The 16,058-nt window shown below is 69.3% G+C and carries 18 protein-coding genes; 15 read left to right on the forward strand and 3 right to left on the reverse strand.

Going from position 1 to position 16,058, the window contains the following annotated elements:
* The first annotated feature begins 37 nt into the window (after positions 1-37).
* Genes HGG74_RS11690 through HGG74_RS11700 form a run of 3 tightly spaced genes read left to right on the forward strand, consistent with a single transcriptional unit; the run spans position 38 to position 2,847 of the window.
* Positions 38-1,036 (forward strand): FecCD family ABC transporter permease, encoded by a 999-nt coding sequence (locus tag HGG74_RS11690; RefSeq protein WP_246262858.1) that lies wholly within the window; start codon positions 38-40, stop codon positions 1,034-1,036.
* Entirely contained in the window at positions 1,037-1,867 is an 831-nt protein-coding gene (locus tag HGG74_RS11695; protein WP_168486533.1) for an ABC transporter ATP-binding protein, read from the forward strand.
* On the forward strand, positions 1,864-2,847 hold the full coding sequence (locus HGG74_RS11700) for a siderophore-interacting protein (protein WP_168486534.1): 984 nt from the start codon (positions 1,864-1,866) through the stop codon (positions 2,845-2,847). Before HGG74_RS11695 ends, HGG74_RS11700 begins: the two co-directional genes overlap by 4 nt.
* Positions 2,848-2,870: 23 nt before the next feature.
* Here the strand turns inward: HGG74_RS11700 and HGG74_RS11705 are convergent, their stop codons facing one another.
* The 3 genes from HGG74_RS11705 to HGG74_RS11715 all read right to left on the reverse strand — a co-directional run bounded on the left by HGG74_RS11705 (position 2,871) and on the right by HGG74_RS11715 (position 5,821).
* Entirely contained in the window at positions 2,871-3,758 is an 888-nt protein-coding gene (locus HGG74_RS11705; protein ID WP_168486535.1) for a proline iminopeptidase-family hydrolase, read from the reverse strand.
* Between the two features lie 171 nt (positions 3,759-3,929).
* Entirely contained in the window at positions 3,930-5,345 is a 1,416-nt protein-coding gene (locus tag HGG74_RS11710; RefSeq protein ID WP_168486536.1) for an aspartate aminotransferase family protein, read from the reverse strand.
* Positions 5,342-5,821, reverse strand: a complete 480-nt coding sequence (locus tag HGG74_RS11715; RefSeq protein ID WP_168486537.1) for an Lrp/AsnC family transcriptional regulator — start codon at positions 5,819-5,821, stop codon at positions 5,342-5,344. Before HGG74_RS11715 ends, HGG74_RS11710 begins: the two co-directional genes overlap by 4 nt.
* 320 nt (positions 5,822-6,141) lie before the next feature.
* Between HGG74_RS11715 and HGG74_RS11720 the strand changes: the two genes are divergently transcribed.
* From HGG74_RS11720 to rpsN, 12 genes are all read left to right on the forward strand, one after another.
* Entirely contained in the window at positions 6,142-7,359 is a 1,218-nt protein-coding gene (locus HGG74_RS11720) for an ABC transporter substrate-binding protein (protein WP_168486538.1), read from the forward strand.
* Positions 7,359-8,531, forward strand: a complete 1,173-nt coding sequence (locus tag HGG74_RS11725) for an ABC transporter ATP-binding protein (RefSeq protein WP_168486539.1) — start codon at positions 7,359-7,361, stop codon at positions 8,529-8,531. The genes HGG74_RS11720 and HGG74_RS11725 overlap by 1 nt, the downstream gene beginning before the upstream one ends.
* Positions 8,528-9,466, forward strand: a complete 939-nt coding sequence (locus HGG74_RS11730; protein ID WP_168486540.1) for an ABC transporter permease — start codon at positions 8,528-8,530, stop codon at positions 9,464-9,466. Before HGG74_RS11725 ends, HGG74_RS11730 begins: the two co-directional genes overlap by 4 nt.
* A 10-nt stretch (positions 9,467-9,476) precedes the next feature.
* On the forward strand, positions 9,477-10,274 hold the full coding sequence (locus HGG74_RS11735; protein ID WP_168486541.1) for an ABC transporter permease: 798 nt from the start codon (positions 9,477-9,479) through the stop codon (positions 10,272-10,274).
* 51 nt (positions 10,275-10,325) lie between these two features.
* The gene (locus tag HGG74_RS11740; protein WP_168486542.1) at positions 10,326-10,664 is read left to right on the forward strand and encodes a YnfA family protein; all 339 of its coding nucleotides are present in this window, start codon (positions 10,326-10,328) and stop codon (positions 10,662-10,664) included.
* A gap of 39 nt (positions 10,665-10,703) precedes the next feature.
* Positions 10,704-11,477 carry an SGNH/GDSL hydrolase family protein gene (locus HGG74_RS11745; protein WP_168486543.1) on the forward strand — a complete coding sequence of 258 codons (774 nt, stop codon included), beginning with the start codon at positions 10,704-10,706 and terminating at the stop codon, positions 11,475-11,477.
* Between the two features lie 74 nt (positions 11,478-11,551).
* The gene (locus HGG74_RS11750; protein WP_168486544.1) at positions 11,552-12,301 is read left to right on the forward strand and encodes a VIT1/CCC1 transporter family protein; all 750 of its coding nucleotides are present in this window, start codon (positions 11,552-11,554) and stop codon (positions 12,299-12,301) included.
* Between the two features lie 339 nt (positions 12,302-12,640).
* Positions 12,641-14,227, forward strand: coding sequence for an MFS transporter (locus tag HGG74_RS11755; RefSeq protein ID WP_168486545.1), 1,587 nt, complete (start codon positions 12,641-12,643; stop codon positions 14,225-14,227).
* Between the two features lie 105 nt (positions 14,228-14,332).
* On the forward strand, positions 14,333-14,824 hold the full coding sequence (locus tag HGG74_RS11760) for a MarR family winged helix-turn-helix transcriptional regulator (protein ID WP_168486546.1): 492 nt from the start codon (positions 14,333-14,335) through the stop codon (positions 14,822-14,824).
* Positions 14,825-15,130: 306 nt separating this feature from the next.
* The gene (gene rpmB / locus HGG74_RS11765) at positions 15,131-15,367 is read left to right on the forward strand and encodes a 50S ribosomal protein L28 (protein ID WP_168486547.1); all 237 of its coding nucleotides are present in this window, start codon (positions 15,131-15,133) and stop codon (positions 15,365-15,367) included.
* Positions 15,367-15,534 carry a 50S ribosomal protein L33 gene (gene rpmG, locus HGG74_RS11770; protein ID WP_168486548.1) on the forward strand — a complete coding sequence of 56 codons (168 nt, stop codon included), beginning with the start codon at positions 15,367-15,369 and terminating at the stop codon, positions 15,532-15,534. Before rpmB ends, rpmG begins: the two co-directional genes overlap by 1 nt.
* 2 nt (positions 15,535-15,536) lie before the next feature.
* A complete protein-coding gene (rpsN, locus tag HGG74_RS11775) occupies positions 15,537-15,842 on the forward strand; it encodes a 30S ribosomal protein S14 (RefSeq protein ID WP_168486549.1) in 306 nt (101 codons plus the stop codon).
* The last annotated feature ends 216 nt before the right edge of the window (positions 15,843-16,058 follow it).

Below are 16,058 nucleotides of genomic sequence, written 5' to 3' on the forward strand. Positions count from 1 at the left end.
CGCCGCCCCGGTGCTGCGCCGCCACCGCCGCGGCCGGATGGTTGCCGCCGGCCTGGTGGCCGCCGTCGTTGCTCTGTTCCTTGCCGGCGTGCTGCTGGGCAGCTACCTGGTCAGCCTCCCGGATTTCTTCCGGCTGCTGGCCGGGGCACAGATTCCGGGCGCGAGCTTCATTGTGATGGAGAACCGGCTGCCGCGCGCCGTGGTCGGGATCATGACCGGCATCGCCTTCGGGCTGGCCGGCAGCATCTTCCAGACCATGCTGCGCAACCCGCTGGCCAGCCCGGACATCATCGGCATCAGCTACGGCGCCAGTGCCGGCGCGGTGGCCGCGATGGTGCTCTTCGGCGCCGCCGGGTTTGCCGTCTCCGCCGCGGCCATGGCCGGGGCGCTGCTGGTGGCCCTGCTGATCTACGTCCTCTCGCACCGGCACGCAGGCCCTTCGAACGCTGCCTCCAGCCGGCTTATCCTCACCGGCATCGGCTGCGCCGCCATCCTGCAGGCCCTGGTCAGCTACCTGCTGACCCGGGCCGATGTCCGCACGGCCCAGGCAGCACTGGTCTGGCTCAACGGTTCGCTGAACTCCAGCAACTGGGACCGGGCCGCCGTCCTGGCCGCCTGCCTGCTGGTCCTGCTGCCGGCCGCGGCGGCCCTGTCCCGGAGCCTGCGCGGGCTGGAAATGGGCGACGACGCCGCCGCCGGCCTCGGCGTGACGGTGGCACCGGCCCGGCTGGGCCTGGTCACGGTGGCGGTCCTGCTGGCCGCGGCCGCCACCGCCGCTGCCGGCCCCGTGGCCTTCGTCGCCTTCCTCTCGGCCCCGATCGCCCGCCGGCTGCTGCGCGGGCGCGCTTCCCTGGCGGTGTCCGCCCTGGTCGGCGCCGTGATCGTGCTCGCCGCCGACTTTGCCGCCGCCACCGTGCTGCCCCAGTTCCTGACCAACGGCACTGCCCTTCCGGTGGGGGTGGTCACCGGCGCGCTCGGTGCACCGTTCCTGCTGTGGCTGCTGGTCTCCGCCAACCGTGTCGGCCGAGGAGGCTGAATGCACATGCTCGAATCCCGCAACCTCACCCTCGCCTACGGCGGCCACCCGGTAGTACAGGACCTGACCGTGGCCGTGCCGCCGGGACGCATCAGCATCATCGTCGGCGCCAACGCCTGCGGCAAGTCCACGCTGCTGCGCGGCCTGGCCCGGCTGCTGCGGCCGGAGGCGGGGCAGGTGCTGCTGGACGGCAAGGACATCCACTCCCGGCCCACCCGCGAGGTAGCCAGGGTCCTGGGCCTGCTGCCGCAGTCCCCGGTCGCTCCGGACGGGCTGACCGTGGCGGAGCTGGTGGGCCGCGGCCGCTACCCGCACCAAGGCTGGTTCCGGCAGTGGACGCCGCGCGACGACGAGGCCGTGCGCGCCGCGCTGGCCGCGACCGGCACCCTGGAGCTGGCCGGCCGCAGCGTCGACGAGCTCTCGGGCGGCCAGCGCCAGCGGGTCTGGATCGCCATGGCACTGGCCCAGGAGACGGACATTCTGCTGCTGGACGAGCCCACCACGTTCCTGGACGTGACCCACCAGGTGGAGGTGCTGGACCTGGTGACCGACCTGAACCGGAACCGGGGCACCACCGTGGCCATCGTCCTGCACGACCTGAACCTGGCCGCACGCTATGCCGACCACCTGATCGCCCTGAAAGCCGGCCAGGTGGTGGCCGAAGGTGCCCCCGCCACGGTCGTGACCGAGGCACTGGTGGCCGAGGTTTTCGGGCTGCGTTCCCGGATCATCCCGGACCCGGTCTCCGGCACGCCGATGGTGGTGCCGGTGGGCCGGCACCACGGACCCGCCCCCAGCAGTACCCGGATCAAGGAAGGAGCCGCAGTATGAGCACAGTGGCCGCAGAGGTAGACAACGTTATTCCCGTGATGGCCTTCGAGGTGGCCGTGGACCGGGTGCAGGAGCTCTCGCCCAGCTTCCGGCGGATCACGTTCACCGGCGGGGGGCTGCACCGCTTCGGCGTGGCCGGGCCGATGCTGGACCTGCGGATCAAGGTCATGATCCCCCCGCACGGCGGCGGCGGACACCAGGTGCTGCAGAGCGTCGGGCAGGCAGGTGGCGGCGTCGTCGCGCTGGACGCCGGCTGGTACCAGCGCTGGCTGGCCATCGATCCTGCCCTGCGCGGCTCCATGCGCACCTACACGGTCCGCCGCTTCCGCGGCGGGGCGCGGCCGGAACTGGACGTGGACTTCGTGCTGCATTTCGACGACGACGGCGTCGGCGGCCCCGCATCCTCCTGGGCCGCACACGCTGCTCCCGGGGACCGGGTGAGCATCATCGGGCCCAACGCCGCGGCGGCCAACTGCCCGACGGCCCGGGCCTACGGCGGCATCGAATGGCGCCCCGGCCTGGCCTCGCACGTGCTCCTGGCCGGGGACGAGACGGCGCTGCCGGCGATCGCCGCCATCCTCGAATCGCTGCCTGCGGACATCACCGGCACCGCCGTCCTCGAGGTGCCGCACGCGGCGGACTTCCAGGACCTGGCCACCGCCGCCCGGGTGGACATCCGCTGGCTGGAGCGCGGCCGGCGGCCGCACGGGGAACTGCTGGAGGCAGCGGTGCGCCGCGCCGTCGCCGTCCCCGGAGCCGGGCTGGCCCCGGCGGCCGGCAGCGAGCCGGAAGAGGTCAACGTGGACGAAACGATCCTGTGGGAAACCACCGCCGGCTCCACCCGGCCGTTCTATGCCTGGATTGCCGGCGAGGCGGCGGTGGTCCGGGAACTGCGCCGCTATCTGGTGCGCGATGCCGGCATCGACCGCAGGCAGGTGGCGTTCATGGGCTACTGGCGGCAGGGCAAGGCCGAGCTCTGAACCACCTGGAGGGCCGTCGGCGGTTATGGCGCTGCTTCCCACCGGTGCAGGAAGCCGCGCAGCACATGCCGGTAGAGTTCCGATTCCTCGAGATGGGGAAGGTGGCTGCTCCTTTCGAAGATGACCAACTCGGATCCCGGTACCAGGCTGTGGTAAAACTCCGTCTCCTCAGGCCGGGCCTCGTCGTAGCGGCCGCACAGGAAGAGTGTCGGGCCCGCGAGCCGGCCGAGGCGGTCCGTGATGTCGTAGTCCCTGTGGATTCCGGTCACGCGAAACTCGCTCGGGCCCTGCATCTGCTCGTAAATCGTCTGGTTCAGCTGCTCAAACGTCCGCATCAGCGCGTCCGGCCAAGGGTCCAGGCGGCAAACATGCCGCCGGTAAAACTCCATGGAGGCTTCCTGGTACTCCGCGGAGTCGGTGCTGCCGGCGGCCTCATGCCGGTCCAGCACTGCCCGTACATTCTCCGGCAGTCCGGCACGCAGGGCCGCGGTGCCGGCGGCGTAGCGTGGAATACTCAGGCAGGGATCCGACAGAACCAGGCCCGCCAGCCGTTCCGGCGAACGCAGCGCATATTCCGCCGCGACGATCGTCCCCCACGAATGCCCCAGCAGGTGGACCAAGGATAGTCCGAGGGCATCGAGGACCTGGCCCAGTTCCTCGACCAGCCGTTCGTTGGTCCAAAGGCTGGTGTCCTCCGGCACATCCGACTTGCCTGCGCCAAGCTGGTCGTAAAATACAACCGCCCGCTCGTCCGCCAAAGCCTCCAGCGGCTCCAGATAGTCGTGGGTGGCACCCGGGCCGCCGTGGACGGTGACCAGCGGGATCCTTGGTCCGTCGCCGACTACCTGGTACCAGACGCGGCCGCCTCGAACCTCGACGTGGCCTTCCCTCACGTGCCTATCGGCAGCCATGGTGCCTCCCATCGGACAACGCGCCGGATGCCAGCAAGCTCCTCCCAAAGTAGACCTCGGGCCTCGTGCAACGTCAATGGCTTGCCACGCACCTGGGGAATAGCAGGGCGGCGGCGGTGGCCGGCATCCATGCCGGCCACCGCCGCCGCCATTCTTCGCACCGCGCCACGGTTACAGGTGATTCAGCCCTTCGGTCAGGACCGAGCGCAGGATCTGCTCGATCGCATCGAACTCGGCCTGGCCGATGGTCAGCGGCGGGGCCAGCTGGACCACGGGGTCCCCGCGGTCGTCGGCCCGGCAGTACAGCCCGGCGTCGTAGAGCGCATTGGACAGGTAGCCGCGCAGCAGCCGCTCGGATTCCTCGTCCGTGAAGGTCTCCTTGGTGGCCTTGTCCTTGACCAGCTCGATCCCGTAGAAGTACCCGGCCCCGCGGACGTCGCCGACGATCGGCAGGTCCTTGAGCTTCTCCAGCGTGGCGCGGAAGGCCGGAGCATTGGCCTTGACATGGTCGTTGAGGCCCTCGCGCTCGAAGATGTCCAGGTTGGCCAGGGCGACGGCTGCCGAGACCGGGTGCCCGCCGAAGGTGTAGCCGTGGTAGAACGTGGTGTCCCCGTGGGCGAACGGCTCGAACAGCTTCTCCGAAGCGATCATGGCGCCGATGGGGGAGTAGCCACTGGTCAGGCCCTTGGCGCAGGTGATGATGTCCGGCACGTAGCCAAAGTCCTCGCAGGCGAACATCGACCCGATGCGCCCGAAGGCGCAGATGACCTCGTCAGAAACCAGCAGCACATCGTACGCGTCGCAGATCTCGCGCACCCGCTGGAAGTAGCCCGGGGGCGGCGGGAAGCAGCCGCCGGAATTCTGCACCGGCTCCAGGAAGACGGCAGCCACCGACTCCGGGCCCTCGAACTCGATCGCCTCGCGGATGCGCTCGGCGGCCCAGAGCCCGAAGGCCTCCGGGTCCTCCAGGCCCTCCGGGGCACGGTACTGGTTGGTGTTGGGCACGCGGAAGGTGCCCGGAACCAGCGGCTCGAACGGAGTCTTCATGCCCGGCAGCGAGGTGATGGCCAGCGCGCCCTGCGGGGTGCCGTGGTAGGCCAGCGCGCGGGAGATCACCTTGGTCTTGCCCGGCTGGCCCTTGAGCTTGAAGTACTGCTTGGCCAGCTTGAACGCCGACTCGACGGCCTCGCCGCCACCGGTGGTGAAGAAGACGCGGTTCAGGTCCCCAGGCGCGTAGTGCGCGAGCCGCTCGGCCAGGTCGATGGCCGGCTCGTGAGCGTAGGACCACAGCGGCATGAAGGCCAGCTCCTTGGCCTGCCGGGCCGCGGCCTCGGCCAGTTCCTCGCGGCCGTGGCCGACCTGGACCACGAACAGCCCGGCCAGGCCGTCGATGTATTCGCGCCCGGCATCGTCGTAGATCAGGTGGCCCTCGCCGCGGGTAATGACCGGGACGGTGCCGCCGGCGGCCAGGTGCGAGTGGCGGGCCATGTGCATCCAGAGATGGTCGCGGGCCGCCTGCTGGCGGTCCGTGCCGCGGGGCGTTGTCGAAGTGCGGGTAGAAGTGCGCGTAATGGAGGTTTGAGTCATCGTGTTCCCCAGTTGTATTCCTGCTTGCGCAGGGACAGGTACATGAATGTTTCGGTGCTGCGGACGCCCGGAATGCTTCGGATCCGGCCAACCAGCAGCATCAGGTCGTCGTCGTTTTCGCAAACCACTTCGGCCAGGATGTCGAAGGATCCCGCGGTGACCAGGCAGTAGGACACCTGCGGGATTGCCGCAATTTCGTCTGACACCGCCAGCAGTCCGGCATCGGCCTTGATGCCGAGCATGGCCTGCCGGGAAAAGCCCAGCTGCATTGGATCCGTGACGGCGACGATCTGCATCACGCCGCTGTCGGTGAGTTTCTGGACCCGCTGCCGCACGGCCGCCTCGGACAGGCCCACGGCCTTGCCGATGGCCGCGTAGGAGCGCCTGCCGTCCTCCTGCAGCTGCTCGATGATCGCCTTGGAAACGGCGTCGATGGCGCTGCCGGGCCCTGGACCGGAGGCAGGCTGCGATGTCAAAGGTATCCACCTCCCGCAGGTCAGCTCGGGGCCGCCGCGCGGCCATGCCTGCTATTGAACCCCGGGACAGGGCCGGGCACAAGGCCTGGCACCGCGAATTAAGCGTCAGATATGGCCAAAGTCCTTCTGGATCAGTTGCGTAACCAAATTTTTACAACGGAAAGCCTTGCCGCACCGCACCTGCTCTGGAAGTATCGTCGGCACGGCGGCCCCTCCGCGGTGCCGTACGTGCCGGCCAGGGGCGGCCGGCGGGTACCGCCGGGCCGGAGAACGCCGCGGTGTGGCGGCCCACCCGCTTTCCCAACCACTTGGAGGACCAGATGCCGAAGCGACTTCCCGACGATCCGCTGCTGCGCCGGCTCGTGGCGGCGCAGCTGTCCCGCCGCAAGGTCCTGCTCGGGGCCGGCGGGCTGACCCTGGCGTCGATGCTGGCCGCCTGCGGCACGTCGGGGACCGGGAAGGCGGCGCAGGACGGCGCCACCGCGGCCGCGGCCGAGGACCTGTCGGCCCAGGAGAAGGAGGTCAACTGGGCCAACTGGACGCTGTACCTGGACTACGACGAGAAGACCGGCAGCTACCCTTCGCTGGAGGCCTTTACCAAGGCCACCGGCATCACGGCCAACTACTCCGAGGACATCGACGGCAACGACACCTACTTCGGCAAGGTCCAGGCGCAGCTGGCCGCGGGCCAGGACATCGGCCAGGACATCATCACCCTGACCGACTGGATGGCCGCGCGCCTGATCCGGCTCGGCTACACGCAGGAACTGGACCACGCCAACATTCCCAATGCCGCCAACCTGCTCCAGAACCTGCAGGACGTGGACTTCGACCCGGGCCGGGCCCATTCGCTGACCTGGCAGTCCGGCTTTGCCGGCATCGCCTGGAACAAGGAAGCCGTGCCCGGGGGGCTGCGGCGCGTGTCCGACCTGTGGAAGCCGGAGCTGAAGGGCCGGGTCGAGGTCCTGGACGAAATGCGCGACACCATGGGCCTGCTGATGCTCGAGGACGGGGTCGACATTGCCGGCAGCTGGGGCGCGGCCGAGTTCGACAAGTCGCTCGAGGTGCTCACCAGGCAGATCGCCGACGGCCAGATCCGCCAGGTCAAGGGCAACTCCTACAAGGAGGACCTGATCTCCGGCGACGCGCTGGCGGTCATCTGCTGGTCCGGGGACATCACCCAGCTGAACTTCGAAGAGGGCGGCAAGTGGGAGTTCGCCATTCCGGAATCCGGCTGCACGCTGTGGTCGGACAACCTGATGGTGCCCGTCGGTTCCCCGCACAAGGCCAATGCCGAAGCGCTGATGAACTACTACTACGATCCGGTGAACGCGGCGACCGTGGCCGCCTACGTCAACTACATCAGCCCGGTGCAGGGCGCCCGCGAGGCGATGGAGAAGATCGATCCGTCGCTGGTGGACAATCCGCTCATCTTCCCCTCCGACGAGGACCTGCAGCGGGCCCATGTCTTCCGCACGCTCAGCGCCGACGAGGAAACCGACTTCAGCGGCCGCTTCCAGCAGGCGATCGGCAACTGATGGTCCAGGATCAGCTGACGACGCCACCCGGGGAAGCGGCCGCCACCGGAAGCACCGGCGGGGCGGACCTGTCCCTGGTCTCGGTCACCAAGCGGTTCACGGACTTCACCGCCGTGGACGGACTGGACCTGACCATTCCGGCCGGCTCCTTCTTCGCCCTGCTGGGCCCCTCCGGCTGCGGCAAGACCACGACGCTGCGCATGGTGGCGGGCCTGGAGCAGCCCACCTCCGGGAAGATCACCATCGGGGGCCGGGACATCACCGGCACCAGCGCCCACGAGCGCCCGGTGAACACGGTCTTCCAGAACTATGCCCTGTTCCCGCACATGAGCGTGCTGGACAATGTGGCCTTCGGGCTCAAGCGCCGCAGGGTCCGCGGCGCCGAGGAGCAGGCCAAGGCGGCACTGGAACTGGTGGAGCTGGGCCACCTGGCCGCGCGCCGGCCCGGGCAGCTCTCCGGCGGACAGCAGCAGCGGGTGGCCCTGGCCCGGGCGGTGGTCAACCGCCCCGCAGTGCTGCTGCTGGACGAGCCGCTGGGCGCACTCGACATGAAGCTGCGCCGCCAGATGCAGGTGGAACTGAAGAAGATCCAGACCGAGGTGGGGCTGACCTTCGTGCACGTCACGCACGACCAGGAGGAAGCCATGACCATGGCGGACACCGTGGCGGTGATGAACGGCGGCAAGGTGGAGCAGATGGGGGCCCCGCGGGACCTCTACGAACTGCCGCGGACCGCGTTCGTGGCCAATTTCCTCGGCAAGTCCAACCTGATCGCCGGAACCGTCGCCGAAGACCGCGGCGACGCCGTCGTCGTCGACGCCGGCGGGCACCGGCTGGCGGTGCGCAAGGACCGGGCCGCGGTCCACCAGGGGCCGGTGCTGGTCGGCATCCGGCCGGAGAAGCTGACGATGCTCTGGCCCGCCGACGCGCCGGCGCCGGAGGCGAACCTGCTGCACGGGCGCGTGCTGGACACCTCCTTCACCGGCGTAAGCACCGAGTACCTGGTCCAGGTCCCCGGCGTGGGCACGCTGGGGGTGTTCTGCCAGAACCACGGCCAGCAGCCGGCCCGGCCGGGGGACGACGTCGTGCTCGCCTGGGACACCGGGCATGCCTTCGGGCTCGGCGGGGACCAGGACAGCACCGCCGGCGCCGCCGGGGAGGACGGGCCGTGAACGTCCTGGCCGCGCCCGCGAAGCCGGCCGGCGGGCCCGGCGCCGCGGAGAAAGCCGGAGGGAAAACGCTGCAGCGGCGGCGGGGACGAACCGGCTACCTGCTGATCCTGCCCGGCTTCATCTTCATGCTGCTGTTCTTCGTGCTGCCGGTGTTTTCGCTGCTGGCGACCTCGCTGTACACCAAGCCGCCGGGAGCCGACATCGGCCAGTTCGCCCCGGCGCTGGAATTCGGCAACTATGCGGTGGTGCTGGGCAGCTACTGGCCCGAACTGCTGCGCTCCTTCGCCTTCGCGCTGGTCGCCACCGCCGCGGCGCTGCTGATCGGCTACCCGATGGCCTACCTGGTGGCGGTGCGGCTGCGCGGCCGGAAGCTGCTGCAGGGGATCCTGCTGGTGCTGATCATTGCCCCGTTCTTCACCAGCTTCATCCTGCGCACCCAGGCCTGGAAGCAGATCCTGGCCGACGAGGGCCCGGTGGTGCCGGTGCTGCGGGCGCTGTCCCTGCTGCCGGCAGACGGGCGCCTGACCGCCACCGCCTTCGCGGTGGTCTGCGGGCTGACCTACAACTTCCTGCCGTTCATGACCCTGCCCATCTACGCGAACCTCGAGCGGCTGGACACCCGGCTGATCGAGGCCGGCTCGGACCTGTACGCCTCCGGCTTCACCACCTTCCGCACGGTGACCCTGCCGCTGTCCATGCCCGGGGTCATCGCCGGCACGCTGCTGACCTTCATCCCGGCCTCGGGCGACTACGTGAACGCCGCACTGCTGGGCAACAACCGGGACACCACGATGATCGGCCAGGTGATCGATTCCCGGTTCTTCCGGGTGGTCGACTATCCCGGGGCCGCCGCGCTGTCCTTCATCCTGATGCTGGCCATCCTGGTGCTCGTGACGGCGTACGTGCGCCGTTTCGGCACCAAGGAACTGATCTAGGGGGGCCGTAATGAGGAAAACCATCGGCCGCTGGCTGGTCCCTGTCTTCGGCGGGCTCGCGTTCATCTTCCTGCTGGTGCCCATCGGCTACGTGTTCGCCTTCTCGTTCAACGACGCCGGCCGCACCAACCTGAGCTGGCGCGGCTTCACCCTGGAGAACTGGCTCAACCCCTGCGGGGCGCCGGCGGTCTGCGAGGCGCTGGGCAACAGCCTGCAGATCGGTGCCGCCGCCACCGTGATGGCCACCATCCTGGGCACCGCCATCGCGATCGGCCTGGTCCGGTACCGGTTCCGGTTCAACGCCACGGCGAACATGCTCATCTTCCTGCCGCTGGCCACGCCCGAAGTGGTCCTCGGCGCCTCGCTGCTGGCCCAGTTCCTGAACATCGGCGCCGAACTGGGCATGGGCACCATCATCATCGCGCACACCATGTTCTGCATTTCCTTCGTGGTGGTCACGGTCAAGGCCCGCGTCGCCAGCCTGGACCCGAAGCTGGAGGAAGCCGCCGCGGATCTGTACGCCTCGCCGCTGCAGGCCTTCTGGCGAGTCACCTTCCCGCTGCTGCTGCCGGGCATCGTGGCAGCGGCGCTGCTGGCCTTCGCCATGAGCTTCGACGACTTCATCATCACCAACTTCAACTCCGGCAACGTGGACACCTTCCCGAAGTTCATCTACGTGGCCGCCACCCGGGGCATCCCCGCCCAGGCCAACGTGATCGGGTCGGCCATGTTCCTGATCGCCCTGGCCATCGTGATCGGCGGGCAGGTGCTGTCCCACCGCCGGTCCAAGCTGCTGGCCGCCCGCTGACGCCGGGGCGCGTGCAGCGGAGCACCGGGCCCGGCGGGGGAAACTGGTGCCATGACGATCGCCAAGTCCATCCTCCTGTTTGTCCTCGCCGCCCTGGCCGAAATCGGCGGCGCCTGGCTGATCTGGCAGGCGGTACGCGCGGACCGGGCGTGGTGGTTCGCCGGGCTGGGGGTCATGGCGCTGGGCGCGTACGGCTTCATTGCCGCGCTGCAGCCGGACGCCCATTTCGGCAGGGTGCTGGCTGCCTACGGCGGGGTCTTCATTGCCGGGTCGCTGCTCTGGGGCGTCGTCGTCGACGGCTTCCGGCCGGACCGCTGGGACCTGGCCGGGGCGGGTATCGCGCTCGCCGGCGTCGCCGTGCTCATGTATGCCCCGCGCAGCGGCGCCTGATCTCCCGGGGCGGGACGTGTGGTTTGTTAATCTGTTCGGGTGACATTCACTGAACGTTTCGTTGCCTTGGGGGACTCCTTTACCGAAGGCGTCGGTGACGAGGACCCGACGCTGCCCAACGGGGTGCGCGGGTGGGCGGACCGGGTCGCCGAGCAGCTGATGCTGGCCGACACCGGCTGGGGCTATGCCAACCTGGCAGTCCGCGGCAAGAAGATCGGGCAGGTGCTCGGCGAGCAGCTGGAGGCCGCCCTGGCCCTGCAGCCGACACTGGTGACGCTGTACGCCGGCGGTAACGACATCCTGCGCCCGAAGGTGGACATCGACGAGCTGATGGCAGGGTACGACGACGGCGTGACGCGGCTGGCCGCGTCCGGCGCCACCGTGGTGCTCTTTACCGGCTTCGACACGTCCAAGTCCGCCGTCTTCGGCCGCACCCGCGGCCGCACCGCCATCTACAACGAATGGGTGCGCGAGATCGCCGACAAGCACGGCACGCTGCTGGTGGACTACTGGCGCCTGCGCGAGTTCCAGGACTGGCGCTACTGGGCCGAGGACCGGCTGCACATGTCCGCGGCCGGCCACACGCTAATGGCCAAACGGGTCCTCGAGGTGCTGCAGGCCGACGACGCCATCACGCTGCCGGAACTGCCCGCGCTGGAAACCCTCTCCCGGCGGGCAGCCTTCGCCGCCGATGCCCGCTGGGCGCGTCAGCACCTGGTGCCGTGGGTGGGCCGCCGGCTGCGCCGGGTCTCCTCCGGGGATGCGCTCACCGCCAAGTACCCGCAGCTGACCGGGCTCCATCCCGCCCGCTGACCGCGCCGTGGGGCCGTGCCGGGGATTGGCTGTCCTTGCTGGCCGGTTCCAGGTTTTAGTGCTTCCCTGTAGTTATGGGCAGCCGGTCCGGACAGCAGCGGGCGGTGGATCCGCGCCCGCATGAGAACGAGCCGCACGAGCTCGCCGGCCTGGCCGCGCGGCTGAACTGGCTGCGCGCCGGGGTGCTCGGAGCCAACGACGGGATCGTCTCGGTGGCCGCGCTGGTGGTCGGCGTCGCCGGTGCCACCACCGATTTCGGCACGCTGCTGGCAGCCGGCCTGGCCGCCATGATCGGCGGTGCCCTCTCAATGGCCCTGGGCGAGTACGTCTCGGTCTCCAGCTCCGCGGACAGCCAGCAGGCCCTGATCGCCAAGGAAACCCGGGAACTGCGGGACCAGCCCGAGGACGAACTCGCCGAACTGGCCGCGCTGTACCGGGCCAAGGGCCTGAGCCGGGACACCGCCGTCCGGGTGGCCCGGGAACTCACCGCCCATGACGCGCTCGCCGCGCACCTGGACGCCGAACTGAACATCCGCGAGGAAGATGTGGCCAGTCCGTGGCATGCCGCCTTCGCCTCAGCCGTGTCCTTCGTGGCCGGCGCGGTCCTGCCGCTGCTGGCCATCCTGCTGCCGCCGGAACCGCTGCGTGTGCCAACCGCCTTTGCCGCGACGCTGCTGGCCCTGGCCGGCACCGGGGCGCTGGGTGCCTGGCTGGGCGGGGCCAGGCTGGTCCGGGCCGCCGTGCGCGTGACGGCCGGCGGGGCGCTGGCCCTGGCAGCCACCTACCTGATCGGCACCTGGCTGGGGGTTTCCGGCGTCGTCTAGCCGGCCCGCTGCACCTCCGGCCACCCCCTCGACGGGCGTCCCGTGGTTAAGGTCATAGAAATTTCCGCGCCGTGGCCGCTCCGGCACCGGTTCCGGACCGCTCCTGATTCGGCTGCATCCGCACGCTGGCAGGGATTTCGCGCGCCGCCGGGGCCCGCCCGGGCGGACCGCCGCAGGGGGCCGGTTTTGGTTGCCCAAGGCACCCGGAACCGGCGCATGCCGCCCCTTCCGCCGGGGACAAACGCCGTGCCTCGCTAGACTGGATGGCCTGCCCTGGGCCCGGACAGGCCCGGCAGTGTGCAAGTCACGTGCAAATGACCTCGATGGAAGAAGGCCCAAATGCCGAAAGACGTCCACCCTTCAGCGGCCGCAGCCGCCGGAAAAACAGGCCCCGCCGCGGCCCCCGGCGGTGCCGGCACCGGCCGCCGGCCCGCACCGGCGATGCGCAAGCGGAAACTGCGCGTGGATGACGTGACCGTCGTCGAAAAGCCGATGCTGCGCAAGGCCGTCGGCGGCACCGTGGTGGGCAACGGCATGGAGTGGTTCGACTTCGGCATCTACGGCTACCTGGCCGTCACCATGGGCCAGCTCTTCTTCGCCGGCGGCGAGGAGGGCGAGGGGCTGCTGGGCAGCCTGGCCGTCTTTGCCGCCAGCTTCGTCGTCCGGCCGCTGGGCGGGCTGTACTTCGGCCGCCTGGGGGACCGGATCGGCCGGCAGAAGACCCTCGCCCTGACCATGATCATGATGGCCGCGGCGACCTTCGCCATCGGCCTGCTGCCCACCTACCTGGCGGTCGGCGGCTGGGCCACCGTGCTGCTGGTGCTTTGCCGCCTGGTCCAGGGCTTCTCCACCGGCGGCGAGTACGCCGGTGCCACGACCTTCGTGAGCGAATACGCGCCGGACAAGCGCCGCGGCTTCCTGGCCAGCATCCTGGACACCGGCAGCTACCTGGGCTTCGCCCTGGGCGCCGCCGTCGTTTCCGTCCTGCAGATGACCTTGGGCAACGAGGCCATGCTGGCCTGGGGCTGGCGGATTCCGTTCCTGCTCGCCGGCCCGCTGGGCCTGGTGGGCCTGTACTTCCGGATGCGGATCGAAGAGTCCCCGGCCTTCCAGGCCGCCCAGGACGCGCAGGAGGACAAGACCCGGGCCGCTGAGGACGGGCCCAGGACCTACCGCCAGATCATCGCCGGCTACTGGCGCCCGATCGTGCTGGCCATGCTGCTGGTCGCCGCGGCCAACAGCGTCGGCTACGCCCTGACGTCCTACATGCCCACCTACCTGCAGGACACCATGGGCTACGACGCCTTCCAGGGCACGCTGCTGACCATTCCGGTGCTGGTGCTGCTCTCCGCCGCCATTCCGGCCACCGGACGGCTCTCCGACCGTATCGGCCGCCGGCCCGTGCTGCTGGCCGGCGCGGTGGTCACGATCGTGCTGGGCATTCCGGCGTTCCTGCTGATCGGACTGGGCCAGATGTGGGCCACCCTGCTGGGCCTGGCGGTGCTGGGCGCGGCCACCGCCTTCTATGTCGGCAACCTGGCCTCGGCCCTGCCCGCGCTGTTCCCCACCGCGAGCCGCTACGGGTCGATGGGGATCGCCTACAACTTCTCCGTGGCGGTCTTCGGCGGCACGACTCCGCTGATCACCGAGTCCCTGATCCAGGCCACCGGCAACGAGCTCATGCCGGCCTTCTACCTGGTCGCCATGTCGGTGTTCGGCCTGTTCGCCATCTGGCGGATTCCGGAAAGTGCCCGGCGCCCGATGCCCGGCTGCATGCCCTCGGTGGACACCGAGGAGGAGGCGCGCGAGCTGGTGGCCGGCCAGGACCGGAACCCGCTGCTCGACGTCGACAGCATGCCGCTGCCGCTGGTTCCCGTGCCTGCGGACGCGGCCGGCAACCGGCAGCTGCAGCCGGCCGCCGGGTAGGGGCCGCGCCGCCTGCCGGCCCGCCCCCGCCGGGATGCGGGCCGGCAGCAGTTAAGCCCCCGGCGTGAAACTTGAAGCATCAAGTGATTGTGGCACAATAGTTGCATGACGAACGCACGCTGGCTGGACCCGGAGGAGCGGCAGGCCTGGCTGGCCCTGCTGGCCGTCACCACCTTGCTGCCCGGAAACCTGGACGGGGCCCTGCAGCGCGAAGGCCGGCTGACGCTCTTTGACTACAACGTGCTGGCCATGCTCTCCGAAGCCGAGGACCGGACGCTGCCGATGAGCGAACTGGCCGCGCGCACCTATGCCTCGCTCTCCCGGCTCTCGCATGTGGTCAAGAAGCTGGAGCAGCGCGGCTGGGTTCTCCGCAGCCAGTGCACCGCCGATGCCCGCGTGACCATGGCGGCCCTGACGGATGATGGCTTCGCGGCGATCGAGCAGATGGCGCCGGGGCATGTCGAATCGGTGCGGCAGGCAGTCTTCGACGGGCTGGACCGCCGGGACGTGGCTGACCTGGAGCGGATCGGCAAGCGGATCGTGCACCAGCTGGAACCTTCAAGCTGGGTGCTGCGCGAGCCTCGGATCAACAGCTGAGCGCCCCGGGGACCCGGTTTGAACGAATCGAAGCCGGGTACTAGGATAGAGGGGCGTTGAGTCACGCGGCCGAGGTTGCGCATGCCCTGCATGCGGATGCCGACGCTGTATGGCGACCCGGACCTTCACCGTCTTCCACGCGTCGAGGCACTTCGGCTGGATCTCACCCCGCCAGGTTAACCTCCGGAAAGTCGCAGTAATAACGGTGTCAAAACTGGTGACGGGCGCTGATATGCAGGTTCAGAGGCAGCATGCCGCTGTGCCTGTGGTGGCCCGTCAATATTTACTACTACTGGAGGAGAGATCATGGCAGCATACTGCCAGGTGACCGGAGCCGTCCCCGGCTTCGGGCACAGCATTTCGCACTCGCACCGCCGCACCAAGCGCCGGTTCAACCCGAACATTCAGAAGAAGCGCTACTGGGTTCCGTCCCTGCGCCGCAACGTGACGCTGCAGGTTTCCGCCCGCGGCATCAAGACCATCGACGTGCGCGGCATTGATGCCGTCGTCGCCGAGCTGCTCGCGAAGGGTGTGAAGCTCTAATGGCCAAGGAAAAGGACGTTCGTCCGATCATCAAGCTGAAGTCCACCGCGGGCACCGGCTACACCTACGTCACGCGCAAGAACCGCCGTAACGATCCGGACCGCATGGTCCTGAAGAAGTACGATCCGGTCATCCGCAAGCACGTCGAATTCCGAGAGGAGCGCTAAACATGGCTAAGAAGTCCAAGATTGCTCGTAACGAGCAGCGCAAGCTTGTTGTGGCGCGCTACGCGGAGAAGCGCCAGGAACTGAAGAAGATCCTGGTGGACGAGAACGCTACCGACGACGCCCGCGAGGCCGCCCGCCTGGGCCTGCAGAAGCTGCCCCGCGACGCTTCGCCGGTCCGTCTGCGCAACCGCGACCAGATCGACGGCCGCCCGCGCGGCACCCTCCAGAAGTTCGGCATCTCCCGCGTCCGCTTCCGCACCATGGCGCACGCCGGCGAACTGCCCGGCATCAAGAAGTCCAGCTGGTAGGAACCGACTGGGCGCATTGCCCGTGCCAGCCCAAGGGGCGGCGGTCCTTCAGGACCGCCGCCCCTTGGCGTCTTAAGCAGGCCGCAGAGCCGCACAGCAGGCCCGATTCGGCGGAAATTCCCTGAAAAGTCGCAGAAATACGCGGGTTTTGCCCGTCCCCGGCAGCTCAAGCTGGTAAGTTTCCCACAGAAGCTTTTCACGGCCGTGGAAGGCTCG

It is taken from the genome of Arthrobacter mobilis, from assembly GCF_012395835.1.
In the GTDB taxonomy this organism is placed as follows: domain Bacteria; phylum Actinomycetota; class Actinomycetes; order Actinomycetales; family Micrococcaceae; genus Crystallibacter; species Crystallibacter mobilis.